This is a genomic window from Rhodococcus sp. 1R11, from assembly GCF_004563845.1.
Taxonomy (GTDB): domain Bacteria; phylum Actinomycetota; class Actinomycetes; order Mycobacteriales; family Mycobacteriaceae; genus Rhodococcoides.
The window spans coordinates 25,487-43,361 of record NZ_SPNG01000012.1 but is presented as its reverse complement, the minus strand read 5'-3'; the positions used below and the strand labels follow the sequence as shown (position 1 = coordinate 43,361).

General features: G+C 65.0%; 18 protein-coding genes. 9 read left to right on the top strand and 9 right to left on the bottom strand.

Annotated elements, in window-relative coordinates; all coding sequences use genetic code 11:
* The first annotated feature begins 84 nt into the window (after positions 1 to 84).
* Together E4P29_RS20115 and E4P29_RS20110 are read left to right on the top strand one after the other, a co-directional pair.
* Positions 85 to 1,581, top strand: a complete 1,497-nt coding sequence (locus E4P29_RS20115) for a PucR family transcriptional regulator (RefSeq protein ID WP_135046922.1) — start codon at positions 85 to 87, stop codon at positions 1,579 to 1,581.
* Positions 1,582 to 1,609: 28 nt separating this feature from the next.
* Positions 1,610 to 2,320, top strand: a complete 711-nt coding sequence (locus tag E4P29_RS20110) for a YoaK family protein (RefSeq protein ID WP_135046921.1) — start codon at positions 1,610 to 1,612, stop codon at positions 2,318 to 2,320.
* Here the strand turns inward: E4P29_RS20110 and E4P29_RS20105 are convergent.
* From E4P29_RS20105 to E4P29_RS20095, 3 genes are read right to left on the bottom strand one after another with little or no spacing between them, the layout of a single operon-like run.
* Positions 2,317 to 4,002 (bottom strand): NAD(P)/FAD-dependent oxidoreductase, encoded by a 1,686-nt coding sequence (locus tag E4P29_RS20105; RefSeq protein ID WP_135046920.1) that lies wholly within the window; start codon positions 4,000 to 4,002, stop codon positions 2,317 to 2,319. The genes E4P29_RS20110 and E4P29_RS20105 overlap by 4 nt on opposite strands.
* On the bottom strand, positions 3,999 to 4,844 hold the full coding sequence (locus E4P29_RS20100; protein ID WP_135046919.1) for a carbon-nitrogen hydrolase family protein: 846 nt from the start codon (positions 4,842 to 4,844) through the stop codon (positions 3,999 to 4,001). Before E4P29_RS20100 ends, E4P29_RS20105 begins: the two co-directional genes overlap by 4 nt.
* The gene (locus E4P29_RS20095; protein WP_135046918.1) at positions 4,841 to 5,473 is read right to left on the bottom strand and encodes an XRE family transcriptional regulator; all 633 of its coding nucleotides are present in this window, start codon (positions 5,471 to 5,473) and stop codon (positions 4,841 to 4,843) included. The genes E4P29_RS20100 and E4P29_RS20095 overlap by 4 nt, the downstream gene beginning before the upstream one ends.
* A 115-nt stretch (positions 5,474 to 5,588) precedes the next feature.
* On the opposite strand from E4P29_RS20095, the gene speB reads away from it, so the two are divergent.
* The gene (gene speB / locus E4P29_RS20090) at positions 5,589 to 6,548 is read left to right on the top strand and encodes an agmatinase (RefSeq protein WP_027496227.1); all 960 of its coding nucleotides are present in this window, start codon (positions 5,589 to 5,591) and stop codon (positions 6,546 to 6,548) included.
* Between the two features lie 7 nt (positions 6,549 to 6,555).
* Here the strand turns inward: speB and E4P29_RS20085 are convergent, their stop codons facing one another.
* Both E4P29_RS20085 and E4P29_RS20080 read right to left on the bottom strand, forming a co-directional pair.
* On the bottom strand, positions 6,556 to 7,455 hold the full coding sequence (locus tag E4P29_RS20085) for a universal stress protein (protein WP_135046917.1): 900 nt from the start codon (positions 7,453 to 7,455) through the stop codon (positions 6,556 to 6,558).
* Positions 7,452 to 8,891 carry an amino acid permease gene (locus E4P29_RS20080; protein ID WP_135046916.1) on the bottom strand — a complete coding sequence of 480 codons (1,440 nt, stop codon included), beginning with the start codon at positions 8,889 to 8,891 and terminating at the stop codon, positions 7,452 to 7,454. Before E4P29_RS20080 ends, E4P29_RS20085 begins: the two co-directional genes overlap by 4 nt.
* 215 nt (positions 8,892 to 9,106) lie before the next feature.
* Between E4P29_RS20080 and E4P29_RS20075 the strand changes: the two genes are divergently transcribed.
* The 4 genes from E4P29_RS20075 (at position 9,107) to E4P29_RS20065 (ending at position 12,326) form a co-directional block, all read left to right on the top strand.
* A complete protein-coding gene (locus tag E4P29_RS20075) occupies positions 9,107 to 10,321 on the top strand; it encodes a helix-turn-helix domain-containing protein (RefSeq protein WP_135046915.1) in 1,215 nt (404 codons plus the stop codon).
* Positions 10,322 to 10,481: 160 nt separating this feature from the next.
* Positions 10,482 to 10,637: a hypothetical protein gene (locus E4P29_RS26010; protein WP_167326732.1), complete on the top strand. Its 156-nt coding sequence runs from the start codon at positions 10,482 to 10,484 to the stop codon at positions 10,635 to 10,637.
* Positions 10,634 to 11,698: a TerC family protein gene (locus tag E4P29_RS20070; RefSeq protein ID WP_135046914.1), complete on the top strand. Its 1,065-nt coding sequence runs from the start codon at positions 10,634 to 10,636 to the stop codon at positions 11,696 to 11,698. The genes E4P29_RS26010 and E4P29_RS20070 overlap by 4 nt, the downstream gene beginning before the upstream one ends.
* 79 nt (positions 11,699 to 11,777) lie before the next feature.
* On the top strand, positions 11,778 to 12,326 hold the full coding sequence (locus tag E4P29_RS20065; RefSeq protein ID WP_027496222.1) for a DNA starvation/stationary phase protection protein: 549 nt from the start codon (positions 11,778 to 11,780) through the stop codon (positions 12,324 to 12,326).
* Positions 12,327 to 12,398: 72 nt separating this feature from the next.
* On the opposite strand, the gene E4P29_RS20060 is transcribed toward E4P29_RS20065, so the two are convergent.
* Positions 12,399 to 12,860: a hypothetical protein gene (locus E4P29_RS20060; protein WP_135046913.1), complete on the bottom strand. Its 462-nt coding sequence runs from the start codon at positions 12,858 to 12,860 to the stop codon at positions 12,399 to 12,401.
* 118 nt (positions 12,861 to 12,978) lie between these two features.
* Between E4P29_RS20060 and E4P29_RS20055 the strand changes: the two genes are divergently transcribed.
* The gene (locus E4P29_RS20055) at positions 12,979 to 13,176 is read left to right on the top strand and encodes a CsbD family protein (RefSeq protein ID WP_027496220.1); all 198 of its coding nucleotides are present in this window, start codon (positions 12,979 to 12,981) and stop codon (positions 13,174 to 13,176) included.
* 61 nt (positions 13,177 to 13,237) lie between these two features.
* Here E4P29_RS20055 and E4P29_RS20050 read toward each other — a convergent pair whose 3' ends face one another.
* Complete coding sequence (locus E4P29_RS20050; RefSeq protein WP_245154422.1) at positions 13,238 to 13,972, bottom strand: EAL domain-containing protein; 735 nt, start codon at positions 13,970 to 13,972, stop codon at positions 13,238 to 13,240.
* Positions 13,969 to 15,225, bottom strand: a complete 1,257-nt coding sequence (locus E4P29_RS20045) for a PucR family transcriptional regulator (RefSeq protein WP_135046912.1) — start codon at positions 15,223 to 15,225, stop codon at positions 13,969 to 13,971. Before E4P29_RS20045 ends, E4P29_RS20050 begins: the two co-directional genes overlap by 4 nt.
* A 353-nt stretch (positions 15,226 to 15,578) precedes the next feature.
* Between E4P29_RS20045 and E4P29_RS20040 the strand changes: the two genes are divergently transcribed.
* On the top strand, positions 15,579 to 16,772 hold the full coding sequence (locus tag E4P29_RS20040) for an alpha/beta fold hydrolase (RefSeq protein WP_135046911.1): 1,194 nt from the start codon (positions 15,579 to 15,581) through the stop codon (positions 16,770 to 16,772).
* 79 nt (positions 16,773 to 16,851) lie between these two features.
* On the opposite strand, the gene E4P29_RS20035 is transcribed toward E4P29_RS20040, so the two are convergent.
* Positions 16,852 to 17,874: an LLM class flavin-dependent oxidoreductase gene (locus E4P29_RS20035; RefSeq protein ID WP_135046910.1), complete on the bottom strand. Its 1,023-nt coding sequence runs from the start codon at positions 17,872 to 17,874 to the stop codon at positions 16,852 to 16,854.
* Position 17,875 lies beyond the last annotated feature (1 nt).

Here is a 17,875-nt window from a genome sequence, read left to right as displayed (position 1 = left end):
CCCGGGACGACTGGACACTGCCGATAAGTACATTCAGGAGCAGATACGCACTCCATTTCGTCAGGTGCGATTACAGTGCGACAGGTGAGTGTGCAGATTTCCTGGTTGTTGAGACAACGCGACCTCCGGCTGAGTCATCGCGGCGGACCCGAGCGCAGCACCGCGGCCATCACCTTCGCGCAGGCGACCGAGCTCACCGATCCGAGTCCGTGGTTGTCCGGCGGCGAGCTGATCCTGACGACAGGGCTCGGCTTCGACTCTCACGGCCCCGCACTCGCGCAGTACGTCCACACACTTCGAACGGCTGGGGTTGCCTGCCTCGGATTCGGAACCGGGCTCTCGCACAGGGTGATTCCGAGAGAACTTCTGGACGCGGCCGACGAGGTCGGGCTACCCGTCGTCGAGGTTCCCTACGACACTCCTTTCGCCGCAGTCATTCGGGCGATCACCACACGCATCGCCGAGCAGGAATACGAGGAAGTCCTGCGGGCGGCGTCGGTTCAGAGCCGCATCACCCGCGCCGCACTGCACGGCGGCGTCGACGCGATCGTGCGCGAACTGGCGGTCGCCACGTCCACATCCGTCGCACTGATCGGACATCGGACCGAGTCGTTCCATCCGGTCGACGCGGCGGATCTGGTCGAGCAGGCTCGCGAGATCGCCGCCAGCATCCGTCCGTCGTCGTCGACCGCGACGGTGTCGGTGAGCGAGCCGGGTCGCACCGTGAGCCTGCACTCGGTACCGATCACGGCCAGTGCGCCGAGCTTTCTCGCGATACGCACGAAGGGACCTGTGACGGGAGTCGAGCAGATATTGCTCGGGCATGCAGTGTCGCTGATAACCCTCGAACTGGAAAAGCCTGCGCGGCTTCGCGCGGAACAGACGGCCCTCAACTCGCGTGCGCTCGGACTTCTTCTCGACGGGCATCTCATGTCCCCCGGTGACACGCAGATACCGAGCTATCTCGCCGATGCGGCCGACGACGACTCACGCATCATCGTGGTGGTACTCCGCGGCGCGACGGGGCGGAGGGGTTCCATCGCCGATGCCGTCGATGCGCAGTTCCGCGCCCACGCACGGCCCACGTTCGTCAGGTCCACCGACGACGGTGTCGAGTTGCTGCTGCCCGGCGACAACGCGACTTCGATTGCGCAGCTGATGGATTCGCTCCCTCGCTCGGTGTGCGCGGGGGTCGGTACCGAGATGCACATCACCGAGGCCCCCACTGCGCTGAAACAAGCGCGGCTGGCGTGTGCGGCGGCCGGCCACGGTGATCGGGTCGTCCACTTCACCGGGTCGATGCTGCTGGCCTCGGAACCGGTTCGGGAGTCGTTGCGCGCCATGGCTGCCGTCACCATCGCCGTACTGGCCGAGTACGACCGCACCCACACCGCGGATCTGGTGGGTTCGCTTCGGGCGTTCCTGGAGGCCAACGGGCACTGGGAGACCGCCGCCGCCCACCTGTCGGTGCACCGTCACACCTTGCGCAACCGCATCACGCGATGCGAGGAGTTGCTGGCGGTGGATCTGACGTCGGCGCGGGTGCGTGCGGAATTGCTGCTCTCCCTACTGGCGGCATGAGAGCACTCCTCTGTGTCAGGATTTCGCGATGACCACCCCTCGTCCTGAACCCCAGATCTCCGTCGCCACTGCGAAGTCGGTTCGGCTCGGAGTGCTGCTCGCGGCAGTGGGCGGTTTTCTGGATGCGTACACCTATGTCACTCGCGGCGGTGTGTTCGCCGGTGCCCAGACCGGCAATGTGGTGCTGCTCGGCGTGGACGTGGCGGGCGGGCGTTGGGTGGAGGCGCTGGTGTTCCTGCCGCCGTTGACTGCGTTCGTTCTGGGTGTCATGACGGCGGAGTTCATCGCGTTGCCTGCGATCGAGAGGATCGTGCGCAGGCCGGTGCGGGCTGTGCTCTGCTACGAGATCCTGGTTCTGGTGATCGTCGGGTTTCTGCCGGCAACGGTTCCCGATGCGGTGGTGTCGGTCATCCTCGCGCATGTCGCGGGCGTGCAGGTGACGACCTTTCGGGTGTTGGTGGATTCGCCGTTCAACACGACGATGACGACGGGCAACCTCCGCACCATGGCCATGGCGGCGTTTCATCGTGTGGTCGAGCACGATCGGGAGGCGGGGATTCGGGCTCGGCGGTTCGGCGCGGTGATCTCGGGATTTCTCGGCGGCGCTGTACTCGGCGCGGTGTCGGTGGAACTGTTCGCGCTGCGCGCGATCTGGGTGGTGGCCGTCATGCTGATCGTTGCGCTGGCTCTGTTCGTGTTCGACGAGCGCCCACCTCGATCGGCTGCAGCGAAGCGTTAGTCGCCCAATCGAAGCGGCGCGATGGTGTCGAAGACGTCCCCCGGGCCCGGGTTGTCCGGTGCCGAGGCGCCACCCAGGTGATGTACGACGCCCCACACCGCGTTCAGTGCCGTGTGAATCGCGCCCTCCGCCCAACCGGCGGTCCACGAGATGTCGTCGCCGGCAAGGAAGATGCCGCGGTGCCGGGGTTCGAGTTCGTCCTGCACGAAGTGGGTGAACAGTCTTTCCTGATACCGGTAGTGCCCCGGCAGGTTCGCCTTGAACGCGCCCATGAAGTCGCGCTCGGTCTCCCAGGACAGCGTCACCGGAGTCGAGATGATGTGGCTGCGGAAGTCGACGCCCGGGTAGATCTCCTCGAGGGATCGCAACATGATGTTCATGCGTTCGGTGGGATCGAGAGCCAGCAGTTTGAGGGAGTCGTCGGACCACGTGTAGGACAGGCAGATCAGCCCCGGTTTTCCTTCGCCCTGATCGAGAAGATATGTGCCGCGGCTCATCCGGTCGGTCAGCGTCATGCTGACCAGATCACGCCCGGTCACCGGGTCCTTGTCTTTCCAGAACGGCCGATCGACGAGTGCGAAGACCTTCGTCGACCCCATGTAGTGGGTGCGTTCGATGGCGGTCCAGTGATCGATCGGGAACAGATCGTCGTCGCACCTGATGTTGCTGAGCAACATCCAACTCTGCGCGGTCACGACCGCGGCCGCGTACGTACGAATGTTTCCTCGGTCGTCGTGAATCGTGGTGCCGCCCTCGGTGCGCCTGATCTCGGTGACGCGCGGCATCGTGGTGCCGCCGTTCACCGAGGACACCGACGTGCCCGCCGGCCAGTGCGCCAGGTCCCCGGGTGTGTCGGTCCACAACCGCATCGGCAACTGCTGCGACCCGCCGACGATGCCGCGGTGGTGATCGTCGGCTGCGGTGATGACGACACGAAGGATCTCGAGAATGGAGTTGGGATAGTCGGTGTCCCAGCCTCCTGTTCCGAAACCGACCTGGCCGAACAACTCTCGCATGCGAAACGACGAGAAATGCTCGGACGCAGCGAGGAATCCGTAGAAGGTCTGATCGTCGAATTTCACGATCAGTTCGTTCCAGATGCGCTTGATCTCGGCCGCGTCTCGCCTGCGGATGGCGCGCTGCAGCGGAAGCAGTTCGGCGTGCTCCTCGAGCGTCCTGTTCCATGCGTCGGCGACCTCGGCGAAGATCGGCGGGAGATCCTCGAGCTTGCGGGCGTAATGGCTGGTGCCCTTGATGTCGATCACCGTGCTGGGGGTCGCCTCGGCCAACGGGTTCGGAAACGGCGTCGTCTCGAGCCCGACGGAGTCGAGGTAGTGGAACAACGCGGTCGAGGACGGCGGAAACCGCATCGCGCCCATCTCGGCCACCACACCCGGATGTCCCTCGAACGGCACCGATCGCATGCGGCCGCCGATTCGATCCGATTCGTACACAACCGGTTCCAGGCCGAGCCGAAGCAATTCGCGGGCCACGACCATTCCTGCGAGTCCGCCGCCGACCACCGCAACTCGGGTACCGAGTGCGGCGTCGGGAACACTTCCCAGGCCGGCCGGGTGGGCGAGGTAATCGTCGTAGGCGAACGGAAAATCCGGCCCGAACATGGTGAGCGGTTGTTCGTCCTCGGGCTCGATCGCGCTGTCCGGGGTGACGGGGGTGGTCATCTGTCGTTCTCCTGCTCGGCTCGTACCGGGCCTGCGGTCCCTACGGGACGAGGTGCCGTCCGATACAGATCCGGACGTCGGTCGGAAAGGTGGGTGTTGATCGCTCGGGACCTGTCGAGGTCGGCGGGGTCCAAGTGCACCGTCAAGAGTTGTTCGTGCACACCGGCTCTGGCGATGTCGGTGCCGTCGGGTGCGACTGCGCATGTCAGCCCGCAATAGGTCAGAGTCGATTCGGTGCCGCACCGATTGACGTAGGTGACGAACACCTGACTCTCGTAGGCCCGCGTGGGAACCACGTGGGTTGCGATGATCTCGAAGGGAGACATCAGACCGGTCGGGACGATCAACCATTGCGTACCCGCGTCGGCGTGCGCGCGGACGGTTTCCGGAAATTCGACGTCGTAACAGGTGAGCAGACCGCAGCGCAGATCTCCGAAGTCGAACTGCACCAACAACTCCTGGCCTGGGGTGAAGTGCGCACGATCGAGCTCACCGAAGAGGTGCGTCTTGCGGTAACGCGCCAGTGACGTACCGGTCGCATCGACCACCTGAACAGCGTTGTACACCGACTCGCCGCTGCGTTCCGGATACCCGTACACAATGGCGACACCGTGAGCACGGGCGATCTCGGCCACCTTCCCGAAGATCGGCCCGTCGAACGGTTCGGCGCGGTCGACGACGAGTTCGCCGATGTCGTAACCGCTGACCGACATCTCCGGGGTGACCAGGATCGATGCGCCGGCCGCAGCGGCTGCCGCGGCCGCGGCGTCGAGTGCTTCGAGGTTCGACTCGACATCGCCGGAATCCTCCGGCCCCTGATAGAGCGAGACGGTATTCGTCACCGATGCAACCCCGGCTTTCCGATCGGCAGTTCTTCGGGCAGGGCTGGTGCCAGCACCCACAACACTCGCGCCCCACCGCTGCTGTCGCTGCGGAAACTGTGCCGACGGCGCGGCGAGAACGTGAATGCGTCCCCCGCCCCGAGCGAGATGTCGTCCCCGCCGAAGTCCGCTCCGGGATCGGCGTCGAAGATCACCCGTAGCTCGCCGTCGATCACGTACACGAAGCTCACGTCGAGCGGCAGCGTGTACGCCTCGGACCCACTTCCGCCGCCGTGTTCTATATGCCCCAACAACACCTGCACGCGGCGCTCCCCTACCGGCGTCAGCAGATACTCGGTCATCTGTTCCCCACCGAACATGATGCGCGGCAACGACTGTGCGCGTACCACTTCGCCGACGGGTGCGTCGTCGAACAGCGAGCCGACCGGTACGTCGAGCGCGGCGCACACTCGAACCAGGGACGCGACCGATGCGTTCACCTGATCGCGCTCGAGCTTGGACAGATAGCCCTTGGTGACCCCGCAGGTGTAGGCGAGCGCGTCGAGCGTGAGCCGCTTCTTCAGGCGCGCCTCCTTCAGGCGCGCACCGATCCGTGGCGCATCGACGTCGACCTGCGCGGCTGAAGACACCCTTTTCGCCTTTCAGGAAACTTGTGTTGACAAGACCGAGCATCAGAGTAACGCTTGCCGAGCGACATGGTCGACCTTTCGACGGCCGGGCGCTCGACTGCGGAGGGACATCTCGATGAACGCGAACAACCCGGAACACACCCCGGTCGGCCCGCTCGACGCCACCAAGGTTCCCCGTTACGCCGAACCGACGACATTCGCGCGACTCCCCCGGCTCGACGAGGTGTCGCGGGCAGACGTGACGATTCTCGGCGTGCCGTTCGATTCAGGTGTGAGCTACCGGCCGGGTGCGCGCTTCGGACCCGGCCACATTCGTGCGGCGTCGAAACTGTTGCGGCCCTACAACCCTGCCCTGCAGGTCTCGCCGTTCGCACGCCAACAGGTAGCCGACTTCGGCGACATCGGAGTCAATCCGTTCGACATCACCGAAGCGCTGCAGACGGTGCACGATGCCGTGACGGACCTGCGCGCCGACGGCTCTTCGGTACTGACTCTCGGCGGCGACCACACCATCGCGCTCCCGATCCTGCGTTCGCTCGCACGTGATCACGGGCCGATAGCGGTGTTGCACTTCGACGCCCACCTCGACACCTGGGATACGTACTTCGGTGCGCCGTACACACACGGGACGCCGTTTCGGCGGGCGAGCGAGGAAGGGCTCATCGACCTCGAACGCTCACAGCACATCGGTATCCGCGGCCCGCTCTACAGTGAGCAGGACCTCGAGGACGACCGGGTGCTCGGCTTCCAGGTGATTCGCTCCGACGACTACGAGGTCGACGGTGTGGCCAGCATCGTCGAGCGGATGCGTCGTCGCCTCGACGGTGGCCCGGTCTACGTCTCGGTCGACATCGACGTTCTCGATCCCGCGCATGCTCCGGGCACCGGCACACCCGAGGCCGGCGGGATGACCTCACGCGAGTTGCTCAACACGCTGCGCGGTCTCGTGGGGCTCAACGTGGTCGGTGCCGACATCGTGGAAGTCGCACCCGCATACGACCACGCCGAGATCACCGGCATCGCGGCGGCCCATGTCGCGTACGAGTTGCTGTCGGTGCTTGCGCTCAACCGGTAGCAGGCACTCACCGGCGCGGCAGCACCAGAATCGGAACGGGCGAGTGCCGAATGATCTTCGTTGCCCGTGAACCGAGGAACACCCGGGCGATCGGACCCAACGGCCCGGACGATCCGATGGACAGCACTTCGCCGTCCTGCCAATGCACTTCGTCGAGTGCTTCTCGCCAACTGCCCGCGGTCGCCAACTCTGTGCCGACGCGGTCGGCCGGTAGCCCCACCGCGACGGCGTCGTCCACCGCAGCGGTCAGCGCCTCGCTCAGCCCTCGGGCGAGCTCCGCCGCTACCTCGTCCTCGGCTCGCAGCCCGATCTCGGGCGGATACATCGTCGCCCCGCGAACGACGAAGGAGGCCAAGCGAAGTGGCACACCGGTATCGCGGGCCAACTCCGCTGTGGGCCCGACGACGCGGGTGGCCTCACTGTCGCCCGAGAACGCGCACGTGATCCGCGTCAGGACGGCCCGATCTCGAATGCGGTAGCCGCGCGGGGCCAAGGCAACGGTGACCGGCGAGGAATGAAGCAACTTGTCCGCGGTGGAACCGACGACAACTTGCCCGAGGGCACCGTCACCCGAGGAACCCAGAACCAGGATCGACGCCCCGGTGGTCTCCGCGGCCTCGGTCAATGCCGTGGACACCGAGCGGTGCGACATCCGGTGGAACGACGCCGCGACATCGGGTGCGCGTTCCTCGAGGTAGTGGCGCGCTTTTGCCTCCGACTCGGTGGCCGTCGACGCGGCCCAGTCCGCGAACTCGGCGTCGACCCGGGCCATGGACGGCGTCGACCACGGCTTGGGAACCACGGTCACCACGTCGATGTTCGTGTTCGAGGAGCGGGCCAGTTGCGCACCGAGGTCGAGGGCACCGACACTTCCCTTGCCGGGCGCGAAGGCGATCAGAACGCTCATTCCGCATCCTTTCCACCCGATCGAAGCGCCGAGTGATGCCGACCCCACAGGAAGTAGAACGCGAGAACGACGGCGAGCCAGAGCCCGAACCAGAACCACGTGGTCCACCGCAAGCCGGACAGGATGTAGATGCAGGCGGCGATGGACAGGATCGGTGTCACCGGGTAGCCCGGCACCTTGAACGGGCGCTCGAGGTCGGGCATCGTCCGGCGCAGGACGATCACGCCGATCGCCACGACGATGAACGCGACGAGCGTTCCGATCGACACCAGATCGGCCAGCTTGTCCAGCGGAACGAACGCAGCGAGTATCGAGATGATCACCGCGACGACGATCGTGTTGTTGACGGGGGTGTGGGTCCGGGGACTGACCTTCGCGAATGCCTTGGGCAGCATCCCGTCTCGGCCCATGGCGAACAGAATGCGCGTCTGCCCGTACATCGTCACCAGAGTCACCGAGAAGATCGAGATCACCGCGCCCGCCGCCAGAATCGTTGCCGGCCATGCCCGTCCGGTCACATTTCGGAGAATCTCGGCCAACCCGGCTTCTTCCTGCCCGGCGAATGCGGTCCATGGCTGTGTTCCCAACGCCGCGACCGCAACGACGAGGTAGAAGACGATCACCACGACGAGCGCGGCAATGATGGCTCGCGGCATGGTTTTCTGTGGATTCTTGACCTCGTCCCCGGCTGTCGAGACGGCATCGAGACCGATGAACGAGAAGAAGATGGTGCCGGCCGCCGCGGTGACGCCTGCCGCTCCGAGCGGCATGAAGTCCGAGAAGTTGCCGGAATCGAAGGCCGTGAAGCCGACGACGGCGAACAGCGCGAGCACGCCCAGCTTGATGACGACCATGACTGCGTTCACCGCTGCGGACTCGCTCGCCCCGCGAATGAGCAATACGGCGCACAGAACGATCAGCACCACGGCGGGCAGATTCAGGATTCCCGGATCGGCGTCGCCCGGTGCTGCGGACAACGCGTGCGGGATGGTGAAGCCGAAGAGATTGCCGAGAAGTTCGTTGAGGTACCCGCTCCAGCCGACCGCCACCGCGGCACTCGACACCCCGTACTCCAGCAGCAGGCAGGCCGCAACACCCATTGCGACCACCTCCCCCATCGTCACGTATGCGTAGGAGTACGTCGATCCCGATACCGGCACTGCCGAGGCCATTTCGGCGTAGCAGATAGCGGCGAGCCCGGCGGCAATTCCTGCGGCCAGGAACGACAGGACCACGGCCGGACCGGCCTCGGGAACGGCGAGCGAGAGCACGAAGAAGATGCCGGTGCCGATGGTCGCTCCCACTCCGAACATCGTCAGTTGGAACGTCCCGATGGTGCGCTCCAGACCACCGGGCTGCTGGTCGGGCTCTGCGATCGGTTTCCTGCGGAACAACTGCGAGCGCAGACCCGATGCGGGTCCGTTCGACGATGTCATGGTCGAGACTCCCAACGTGAAGACGAACGGTGCGGACCGAACCGTGCCGCGGGCGGTACAGCAGCCGCCGCGAGGCGATTTCGGTGATTCTGCTCCCCGAGCCACCCGGTCGCACACCGAACACGCCGCGCGGTCCGCGAGCTCGTTGTCGAGCCGGTATCGGTGTGAGCGCCGCCTACCATTGACCTCGACTCGGATGGGAGACCCTCGAACACATGGCCACACAGCCGGACGCGACACCGCTCGACGCGGTGGCCGCACACGCGGCCTCCGACGCAGGCGGCCTGGACGTCGCGTTCCTGGGGAACTTTCTCGACGTCGTGACCGACGCGGTGGATGCAGGCGTTCCGCTCACCCGCAAGCAACTGCGGGAGTGCCGCGTACACGGCGACGAAGCAGCCCGAGCGGGTGTGGCCCTACGCGCGTTGCTCGACCTCTATCTGTCGGCGGCGTGGCGACTGTGGCGCGAGTTGCCCGCCGTCCAGGCTGCCGCAACAGACCCGGCCGGGGTCGTCACCGCAGGCGAGGTCATGCTCCGAGCCGTCGACGACGCCGCGGCCGAACTCGCCGAAGGTTTCCAACTCGCCCGGCGGACGTTGGTTCGCGCCGAGGTACTGGCGCGCCGCGAATTCGTGGACGACCTGCTCTCGGGAACGGCCGATGTCGCCGGTGTCCTGGGACGTGCGGAGACGTTCGGGCTGGACCTGTCGAGTCCGCACGCAGTCGCTGTGGTCACGTCCACGGTTCCGTTCACCGACGCGACGTCGGCCATCGGTCTGGTCGAACGCAGCGTGCAGGGCAGCAAGGGGGACGCCGATCTCCTCGTCGCCACCAAGCAAGGTCGGCTGATCGTGGTGTTTCCCGCACCCGATCGCGCGGCCGTCGATCACGTACTCACCCGCACGGGACGGGTCCTCGGTGCATCGGCATCCGGCCCGAGTGACACCGTCGACCTGCGCCGTCGAGGAGAGTACGGACGGATACAGCTCGGAGTCGGTCGCCCACGCAGCGGCGCAGTCGGCGTGGCGGCGTCGTACCGGGACGCCCTGGACGCGCTCGATCTCGCCTCCTCGTTGGGGCTCGACACACCCGTCGTCGATGCCCGTGACCTGCTCGTCTATCGAGTTCTGATCAGTGATCGCGCCGCGATCGCCGATCTGGTCGAGACGTTGCTGACCCCGTTGACGAGCGCTCGGGGTGGTGCCGGCCCACTACTGGAAACGTTGCAGGTGTACTTCGAGACCGGTGCGAACTCGGCGTCCACCGCGCGCCGGATGCATCTGTCCGTGCGCGCGGTCACGTACAGATTGTCGCGAATAAGAGATTTGACCGGGCAGGATGTGGGCAACCCCGTCGAGGCATTTGCGCTGCATACGGCAGTACTCGGCGCGATGTTGCTCGACTGGCCGCGATCCGGCCTGATTTCCTGAATCACACTGGAGGACGAGGTTGCCGGAAGTCGGCAATAAAGTCCGCCGAAACATGTCCGCAAACCGACCCTGTTTGCAGGAAAGCCAACAGTCACACTGGAGTAGTCGCGGTCGAACCGCCCACACACCGATCGAACGAGAACGTTAGGAGCAGTGACAGATGTCGTCCTTGACACAGAAATTGACCGCATTCGCTCGCAGCCCTCAGGGCAAACAGATGATCGACCGAGCTCGTCGCTATGCGACCAAGCCCGAGAATCAGGCGAAGTTGAAGCAGTTGGGCACGAAGTTCACCGGTAAGGGTGGTCGTTCATGAACGTCGTTCCGTGGTGGGCGTGGGCGGCTTTCGGTGCCGTCGTCCTCATCCTGCTGGCAATCGACCTGTTGGCGCACCGCGGTGCGCACATCATCGGCTTCAAGGAAGCCGCATGGTGGAGCGCACTGTGGGTAGGCGTGGCCATCGTGTTCGGCATCGTCGTCTTCTTCACACTGGGAACGACGGCCGGCGTCGAATACACCACGGCGTGGTTGCTAGAGAAGAGTCTGTCGGTCGACAACCTCTTCGTCTTCGCACTGATCTTCGGCTACTTCAAGGTCCCCCGTGAGTACCAGCACCGCGTGTTGTTCTTCGGTGTCATCGGTGCCCTGGTCTTCCGTGCCATCTTCTTGGCCGCCGGTGTGGCCATCGTCAGCAAGTTCGCCGCCGTTCTGTTCGTCTTCGCCGCCATCCTGCTCTACAGCGCGTACAAGCTGATGAAGGACGAGGACGACTCGTACGACCCCGGCACCTCCATCGCAGTGCGCTTGCTCAAGAAGATCGTCCCCGTTCAGGACGAGTACTCCGGCACCAAGTTCTTCGTCAAGGAAGCAGGCAAGCGGGTGGCAACGCCACTGCTCGCCGTCGTGGTGGCGATCGAGGCCGCCGACCTGGTGTTCGCAGTAGACAGCGTTCCTGCAGTTCTGGCGGTGACCGACGACCCGTTCATCGTGTATTCCTCGAACGCGTTCGCGATCCTCGGCCTGCGTGCCCTGTACTTCCTGCTCGCAGGGCTGCTCGAGAAGTTCCACTACCTGTCCAAGGGACTGGCGATCATCCTCGCCTTCATCGGCGTCAAGCTGATCCTGCAGGCCGGGCACAAGGTGATCAGCACGTCGATCCCCGAGATCCCGTCCTTCGTCAGCCTGGTGGTCATCGTCGTGGTCCTGGCAGGCTCGATCATCCTGAGCCTGAAGAATCCCCCGGAGGAAGACAGCGCCGACGCGGTCGACAAGGCCGCAGCCGACAGTCCGATCGTCGATCCGACGGACGGAACCTCCACCGCCGGCTCCTCGTCGACGGGAACGTCGGGGACCGATTCGCCTCGACTCGACAAGTAGTTCCGCACCACACATGCCCCGCCGGATCCGATCCGGCGGGGCATGTTTGTACTTCGCCGTGATGGGGCAAACCGTCGTCATGGCTGACAAGAACTCGTACACCGTTCCCGGACTCTCGTCGGACGTGGGCGCGCGCGTCGCAGCGATCCTGCAGGATCGCCTGAACGCCTACAACGACCTCCATCTCACGCTCAAGCACATTCACTGGAATGTGGTCGGACCGAACTTCATCTCGGTCCACGAAATGCTCGATCCTCAGGTCGAGGCCGTGCGCGGCTTCGCCGACGAGGTCGCCGAGCGCATCGCGACACTCGGTTCCTCCGCTAAGGGCACGCCGGGCACCATCGTCAAGGAACGTTCCTGGGACGACTACTCGATCGGCCGGGCGACGGCGATCGAGCACCTCGGCGCTCTCGATCTCGTCTACACCGGGGTCATCGAGACCACCCGCAAGAACATCGAAGAGGTCGGCGAGATCGACCCCATCACCGAGGACATGCTCATCGGCCAGAGTGCTCAGCTCGAACTGTTCCACTGGTTCGTCCGTGCGCACCTGGAGAACTCCGGCGGTCAGCTCTCCACTGCGAGCGCGACCAGCGAAGTCGATGCTGCGAAGCAAGCCGGCTGACAGATATTCACCCGCAGTACCGGTCTCGCCGATCACGGCGAGGCCGGTGCTTTTCGTTGTAGAAGATCCAGGTCACTCCGTCGGACGCGCCTCGTGGCCGCTGCGACCGTGGGTTCGCCGTTGTTCCTTCATCTCGGCCTCGAAGACGTGCCGACGTCCGCCGAGCAGTTCGTCACGGACCGCCCGCTCGTGATCACGCAGTACGGACCAATAACCGTCGTCGAACTCCTCGACCAGCTGGAATGTCCACCGACCCTGAGCGATGTTGCGGCCGATCATGTCGGTCTCGAGTCGCTGGGCCAACGCATCGTGCCCGGCGTCTGCCAACGCGTCGGAGGCCTCCCCGAGCAACAGGTCCGCGTGTCCCATCAGCTGATGGAACGAGTAGAGGTGGCCGCGTGCACGCTCCACGTATTCGAGCGCCTCGGACAATTTGCCCGTGGCCGCCACGGTATCGTCGTCGACTCCGTCGGGACGGCGGTGCTCCGGTGCCGGCGTCTCACGCGAATGTCGGTCGTTCGTCTCTGCAGTCATGATCGGCGCGTACCCGCATCCCGCGTGGGCAACACGGCAGTCGGTCCGATGATTACCGACCGCGATCTCGGGTATAGCTCCCATGAACGAGCAGAACAATCGATTTCGAGGAGTTCACATGGCTGATTTCATCGACAAGGCAAAGCACAAGGCAGAAGAGCTCGTGGGCGAAGCCAAGGAAAAGATCGGCCACAAGACCGACAACGACGACCTTGCTGCCGAAGGCGCAAAAGACCAGGCGTCGGGCAAGACCAAGCAGGTCGGCGACGACGTCTCCGACGCAGCCGGCAATATCAAGGACAAGTTCACGAACTGATCCATAGTGCAGCAGAACCCCGCACCCTGCCCTCGAGGCCAGGGTGCGGGGTTCTTCTGTGTCACAAGCCTTCTGTTGGATTCGGCAGCGGCGACGGCCGCCCGAACATCCATCCCTGCCCCAAGCTTGCACCGAGTGCCTTCGCGCGTCGCAGATGTCGACGCGTTTCTATCCCTTCCGCCAAGACGATCGCGTTGCTCGACCGAACGTAGGCACGAACCTGTCGCATCGCCGGTCGGGACCGAAGGGGAGCTCGCACGATCGACGCGTCCAGCTTGACGATGTCCGGTGCCACCAACGCCAACAGACTCAGAGTTGCCGGTGTCGCTCCGACGTCGTCCATGGCCACCCCCATCCCCCGTGCGCGTGCGCCGCGGACCAGCGCCATCAGCAGCGGAACGTTCCGATCCAGGTCTCGCTCGGTGATCTCGAGGACCACGTCGAGATCGTCACCGATCGCGTCGAGGTGCATGTCGATGTCCTGCTCGTTGCGGAAACAACCCGGTTCGATGTTGAGGAAGAATCGCACTGAGCGCGAGAAGGCACGTTCCCTCGCCGCGCGCAGAGCTGCCGCACGGCAGGCCACATCCACTCGGCCGACCAGTCCCCGCTCTCGGGCCAGAGCGAATACGTCCTCGGGAAGAGCGCTGCTCGGAGACGGCCACCGAGCGAGGGCCTCGTAACCGACGACGTGTCCGGTCGACAGTTCGACGACCGGCTGGAACAACGCCGCCACCGAATCGACCGACTCGAGCGCCGCGGACGCCGCCAGTACCGCGCCGTTCGAGACGGTCACAGTGATCGCTCGTCCACCGGGGTGCGGCGCGCCTCGAGGCGATCGGCGATCAATGCTGCGTGCAGTCGCCGCAATCCCGACGGCTTCATCGGATCGAGACCGGTGAGTTGATCCACCCGCTTGAGGCGGTAGTCAACGGTGTTGGGATGCACCGTCAGCCACGTGGCTGTCTTCTTCCGGTTGGAATCGGAGTCCACGAAGGCTTGCAGCGTCGGGAGAAGGTCGACCGAGTCACGGAGTGGATCGATCAGAGTCACGAGGTGCTTTCGGCCGAGTCCGGGCCTGCTCACCTGGTACTCGAACACCAGATCCGAGATGCGGTAGGTGCCCGGTGTGTAGTGCAGCCTGCGGACCAGGCTCAGGAGCTCGTACAGGTGCGGCGCAGTCACCGAGATGTCGTCGATCGCCGCCGACCCGGTTGTCGCGGTCACCGCGATCTGGCCGGCGTCGGCAAGGCGTTCGACGAGTTCGTCGACGTCCGCGCCCGGAACGTCGGGCAGCAATACCGTTCCGCCGGTCGCACTGATCGATGCGATGGGGGCGACGTCGTCGTTGTGTGCTGCGAGGGCCGAGTGAATTCTCCGCAACTTCCGTGCGGCCATCATCGCCGCATCGCCGCGCCTACCCCCTTCGTCGGCATGGGCCGGGAAGTGCAGGGCCACGACGTGATACTCCTCGGCGAGCAGCGCACCCATCCGATCGGCGATCCTGCGGGCGGTGCCGTCGCCGGTCAGCAGGGCGTCGAGCAGTTCGACGTCGTGTCGTGGACCGTTCTGCGCCAACGTGCGGAACTCCGCCAGATAGGCGTCGGACACCGCCTCGGTGACGACGTCGAGGAGCTCCATGATCAGGATCGTCCGGTCACCGCCCGCCGTGCCTGCCTCGCCGTCCACGACCGGCTCGGCAGCCCGTAGCCCCAGCGCGCAACCCTCGTTGATCGCATGCTGGATTCGGCCGAGCGGAACTCCATCGCGGGCCCATCGGGTGGCGGCGTCTCGGAAGGTGTCCATCGCACCCGCGATCGGGAGCCGACCGGAGTCGAGGACCCCCGCAGCCAGTTCGCTGCACGTGGTGGCCATGTCGTCGAGCTCGCTCCGTGCACAGTCGCGCGGCGGCGGCGCATCCTCCGAATCGACGAAATATCGGTTCAGCATTCGCGCGGCAGTCTCCCGGGGCGTCCGCAACCGGTCGGATGCACGTCGACCACCCGCGTACTCCTGCTGCGCCGTGTCCACACTGTCTGTTGCAGTCACCGAACCCCACCCCTCGTACTCGAAACCCGCGTCAGGTCATGTCCTTCAGGCGGTCGATGTCTGCCCACAACGCCCCTGCCTCGGTATCGAACCGTCCTGCCACGACCGAACCGTCGGCCGCGACGAGAACATACGAACCATAGTGCACAAATAAAACCCAGGGATTGTTTTGGGTCATGAATCCAGCAACGAATCCACATTCATGTCCGGATCGTCGTCATTTGTGACGCCCCATCACGAATGAACGGTCGCGTGCAGGTGGTTTCCAAACGTGATTCGGAGCACGTTCCGGGCCGGAATCGGGGCTTACAGTTCCGTCTTGTCCACTTGACCCTCGTCGAAAGTCAGGCTTCATGACCACTTCTCGGTCCACCTTCCGTGCAACGAGGAAGGCCACCACAGTCCGCGCTGCGATGATTGCTGCAATGGCATGCTCCGTTGCCCTCGGTTCGGGTTTCGCAGCGCAGGCTCAGCCGGCACCCGTCCCGGTACCGGCACCGCCCGCGACCGTGCAGGGCAACACCGTCGTTCCGCCGGGACCGACCGGTGCCTACCCCAAGGCCTCGGATCAGGGCATCACGGCACCGAGCATCGATTCGGCCGCCCCCGCCACCGCGACGTACGACCCACGGACCGAGACAACCGGATACGGGCCCGATCAGAAGAACTTCCTGGCCGGATTCCTCTACAGCATCGTCAACCCCAACGTCGCACCTCAAGGTGCCAACGATTGGAACTGCAAGCCCACCGCCGCGCACCCCCGCCCGGTCGTCCTCCTGCACGGCACCTGGGAGAACGCCTACAACAACTTCGCGCGCATGTCGCCTGCCCTGAAGAAGGAGGGCTACTGCATCTTCGCCCTCAACTACGGCGACGGGGACTCCAGTGTCGTCGGCAATCTCCCGTCGCTTCGCGGAACTGCATCGGTCGCGTCGAACGCCAAGGAAATCGCCACCTACGTCGAAGCGGTGCGGACGGCCACGGGCTCTGCCCAGGTCGACATCGTCGGCCACTCCCAGGGCGGGCTCGTCACCCGTCAGTACCTACGCTTCGAGGGCGGTGCCAATCCGACCGACCCGACGCAGAACAAAGTGAACACGGTCGTCAGCGTCGCCGGATCGAATCACGGCACCACACTCGTCGGCATCGGAACTCTGGGGCGCACCATCAACAACCTGGGACTCAATGTCCTGGGAGTCGTCGGTGCCATCGCCGGGCCGGCAGCATCGGACCAGGTGATCGACTCGCCACTCGTCAAGGGACTGGCCGTCGGCGGTGACACCGACCCCGGCATCAAGTACACCGTGATCGGCACCAAGTACGACGAGGTCGTCACCCCGTACAAGACGACGTTCCTGACCGCAGGCCCCGGTGCCACCGTCAACAACGTCACCCTGCAGGACGGCTGCGGCATCGACCTGTCGGACCACCTGTCGATCTCCGTCTCACCGCGCGCGATCGGCATCGTCAAGAACGCACTGGATCCGAAGGGCTTCCCCGCGAAGTCGATCCCGTGTGCCTACAACTCGCCCATCACGGGCCAGTAGTACACCGGTACCTCTGTTCCACCGAGGGCGATCAGCCGATCGGGCCGATCGGGCCGATCGCCCTCGATGGAAGTCCGGGTCAGTTCTGTGCTGGGGTCCACCCCAGCGCCGGGCCGAGCTTCTGCGCCGTGTCGGCCAGGATCTGCACGTAGTCCTCGTAGTCGAAGCTGAACGGCAGCGCGAACGCCACCTCGTCGACCTCGCGAAAAGATAGATTGGCGTACAACTGCTCCGCGATCTCGGCCGAGGTACCCACGAGGTCCGGCGCGAACATCATCCGAGCCGGCCCCTGCGGTTCTCCGGTCCGTGCAGTGCGCGCGCGAACGTAGTCCTCGTACTTGCGCCTCTGCGCAGCGGAAGCACTGTCGGTGGGGATGACCACCAGCCCCTGGGAAACCCGTGCGTCGGCACCGGCCGGGTGAGCGTCACGGAACCGCCCGATGTGCGCGCGCTGGATCGCATCGAAATCCGTCGACTCCTCGGCGCGCACCACACTGCTCACCAGAAGATTCATCGCGTTCTCCCCTGCCCACTGCGCTGAACGAAGACTGGCCCCGCCGTACCACATTCGGTCCCGTAGTCCGCGCGAATATGGTTGCACCCGTTCGGAATACGCCTCGATTCCCTCGGTCCCAGACCACGTGGACGCAGGTTCACCGGCTACGAACCGAAGCAGCCGTGACACTCGTTCGTAGCCGAAGTCCTCGTTCTCGGCGGTGTCGGGATACAACGAGTGTGCGACGCGATCGAAGTGCATCGGTTGTCCCACACTGATTCCCGCGTTGACGCGCCCACCGGACAGCACATCCACCGTGGCCAGGTCCTCGGCGAGACGCAACGGGTTCTCCCAACCCAACGGCGTCACCGCAGTACCGAGCATGATGCGGTCGGTACGTTGCGACGCGGCGGCCATGACCGCGATGGGAGACGAGATACCGAACTGCAGATGACGATGACGTAGCCACGCACTGTCGAATCCCAGCCGCTCCCCGAGTTCGATGATGCGCAGCGTCGATTCGTGGCCGACCTCGGGTGCGTTCTCGTCGAAGAGCCCGATGGTCAGAAACCCGAGCGAACGCAGGGGCCGGGATGGTTCGGGCACG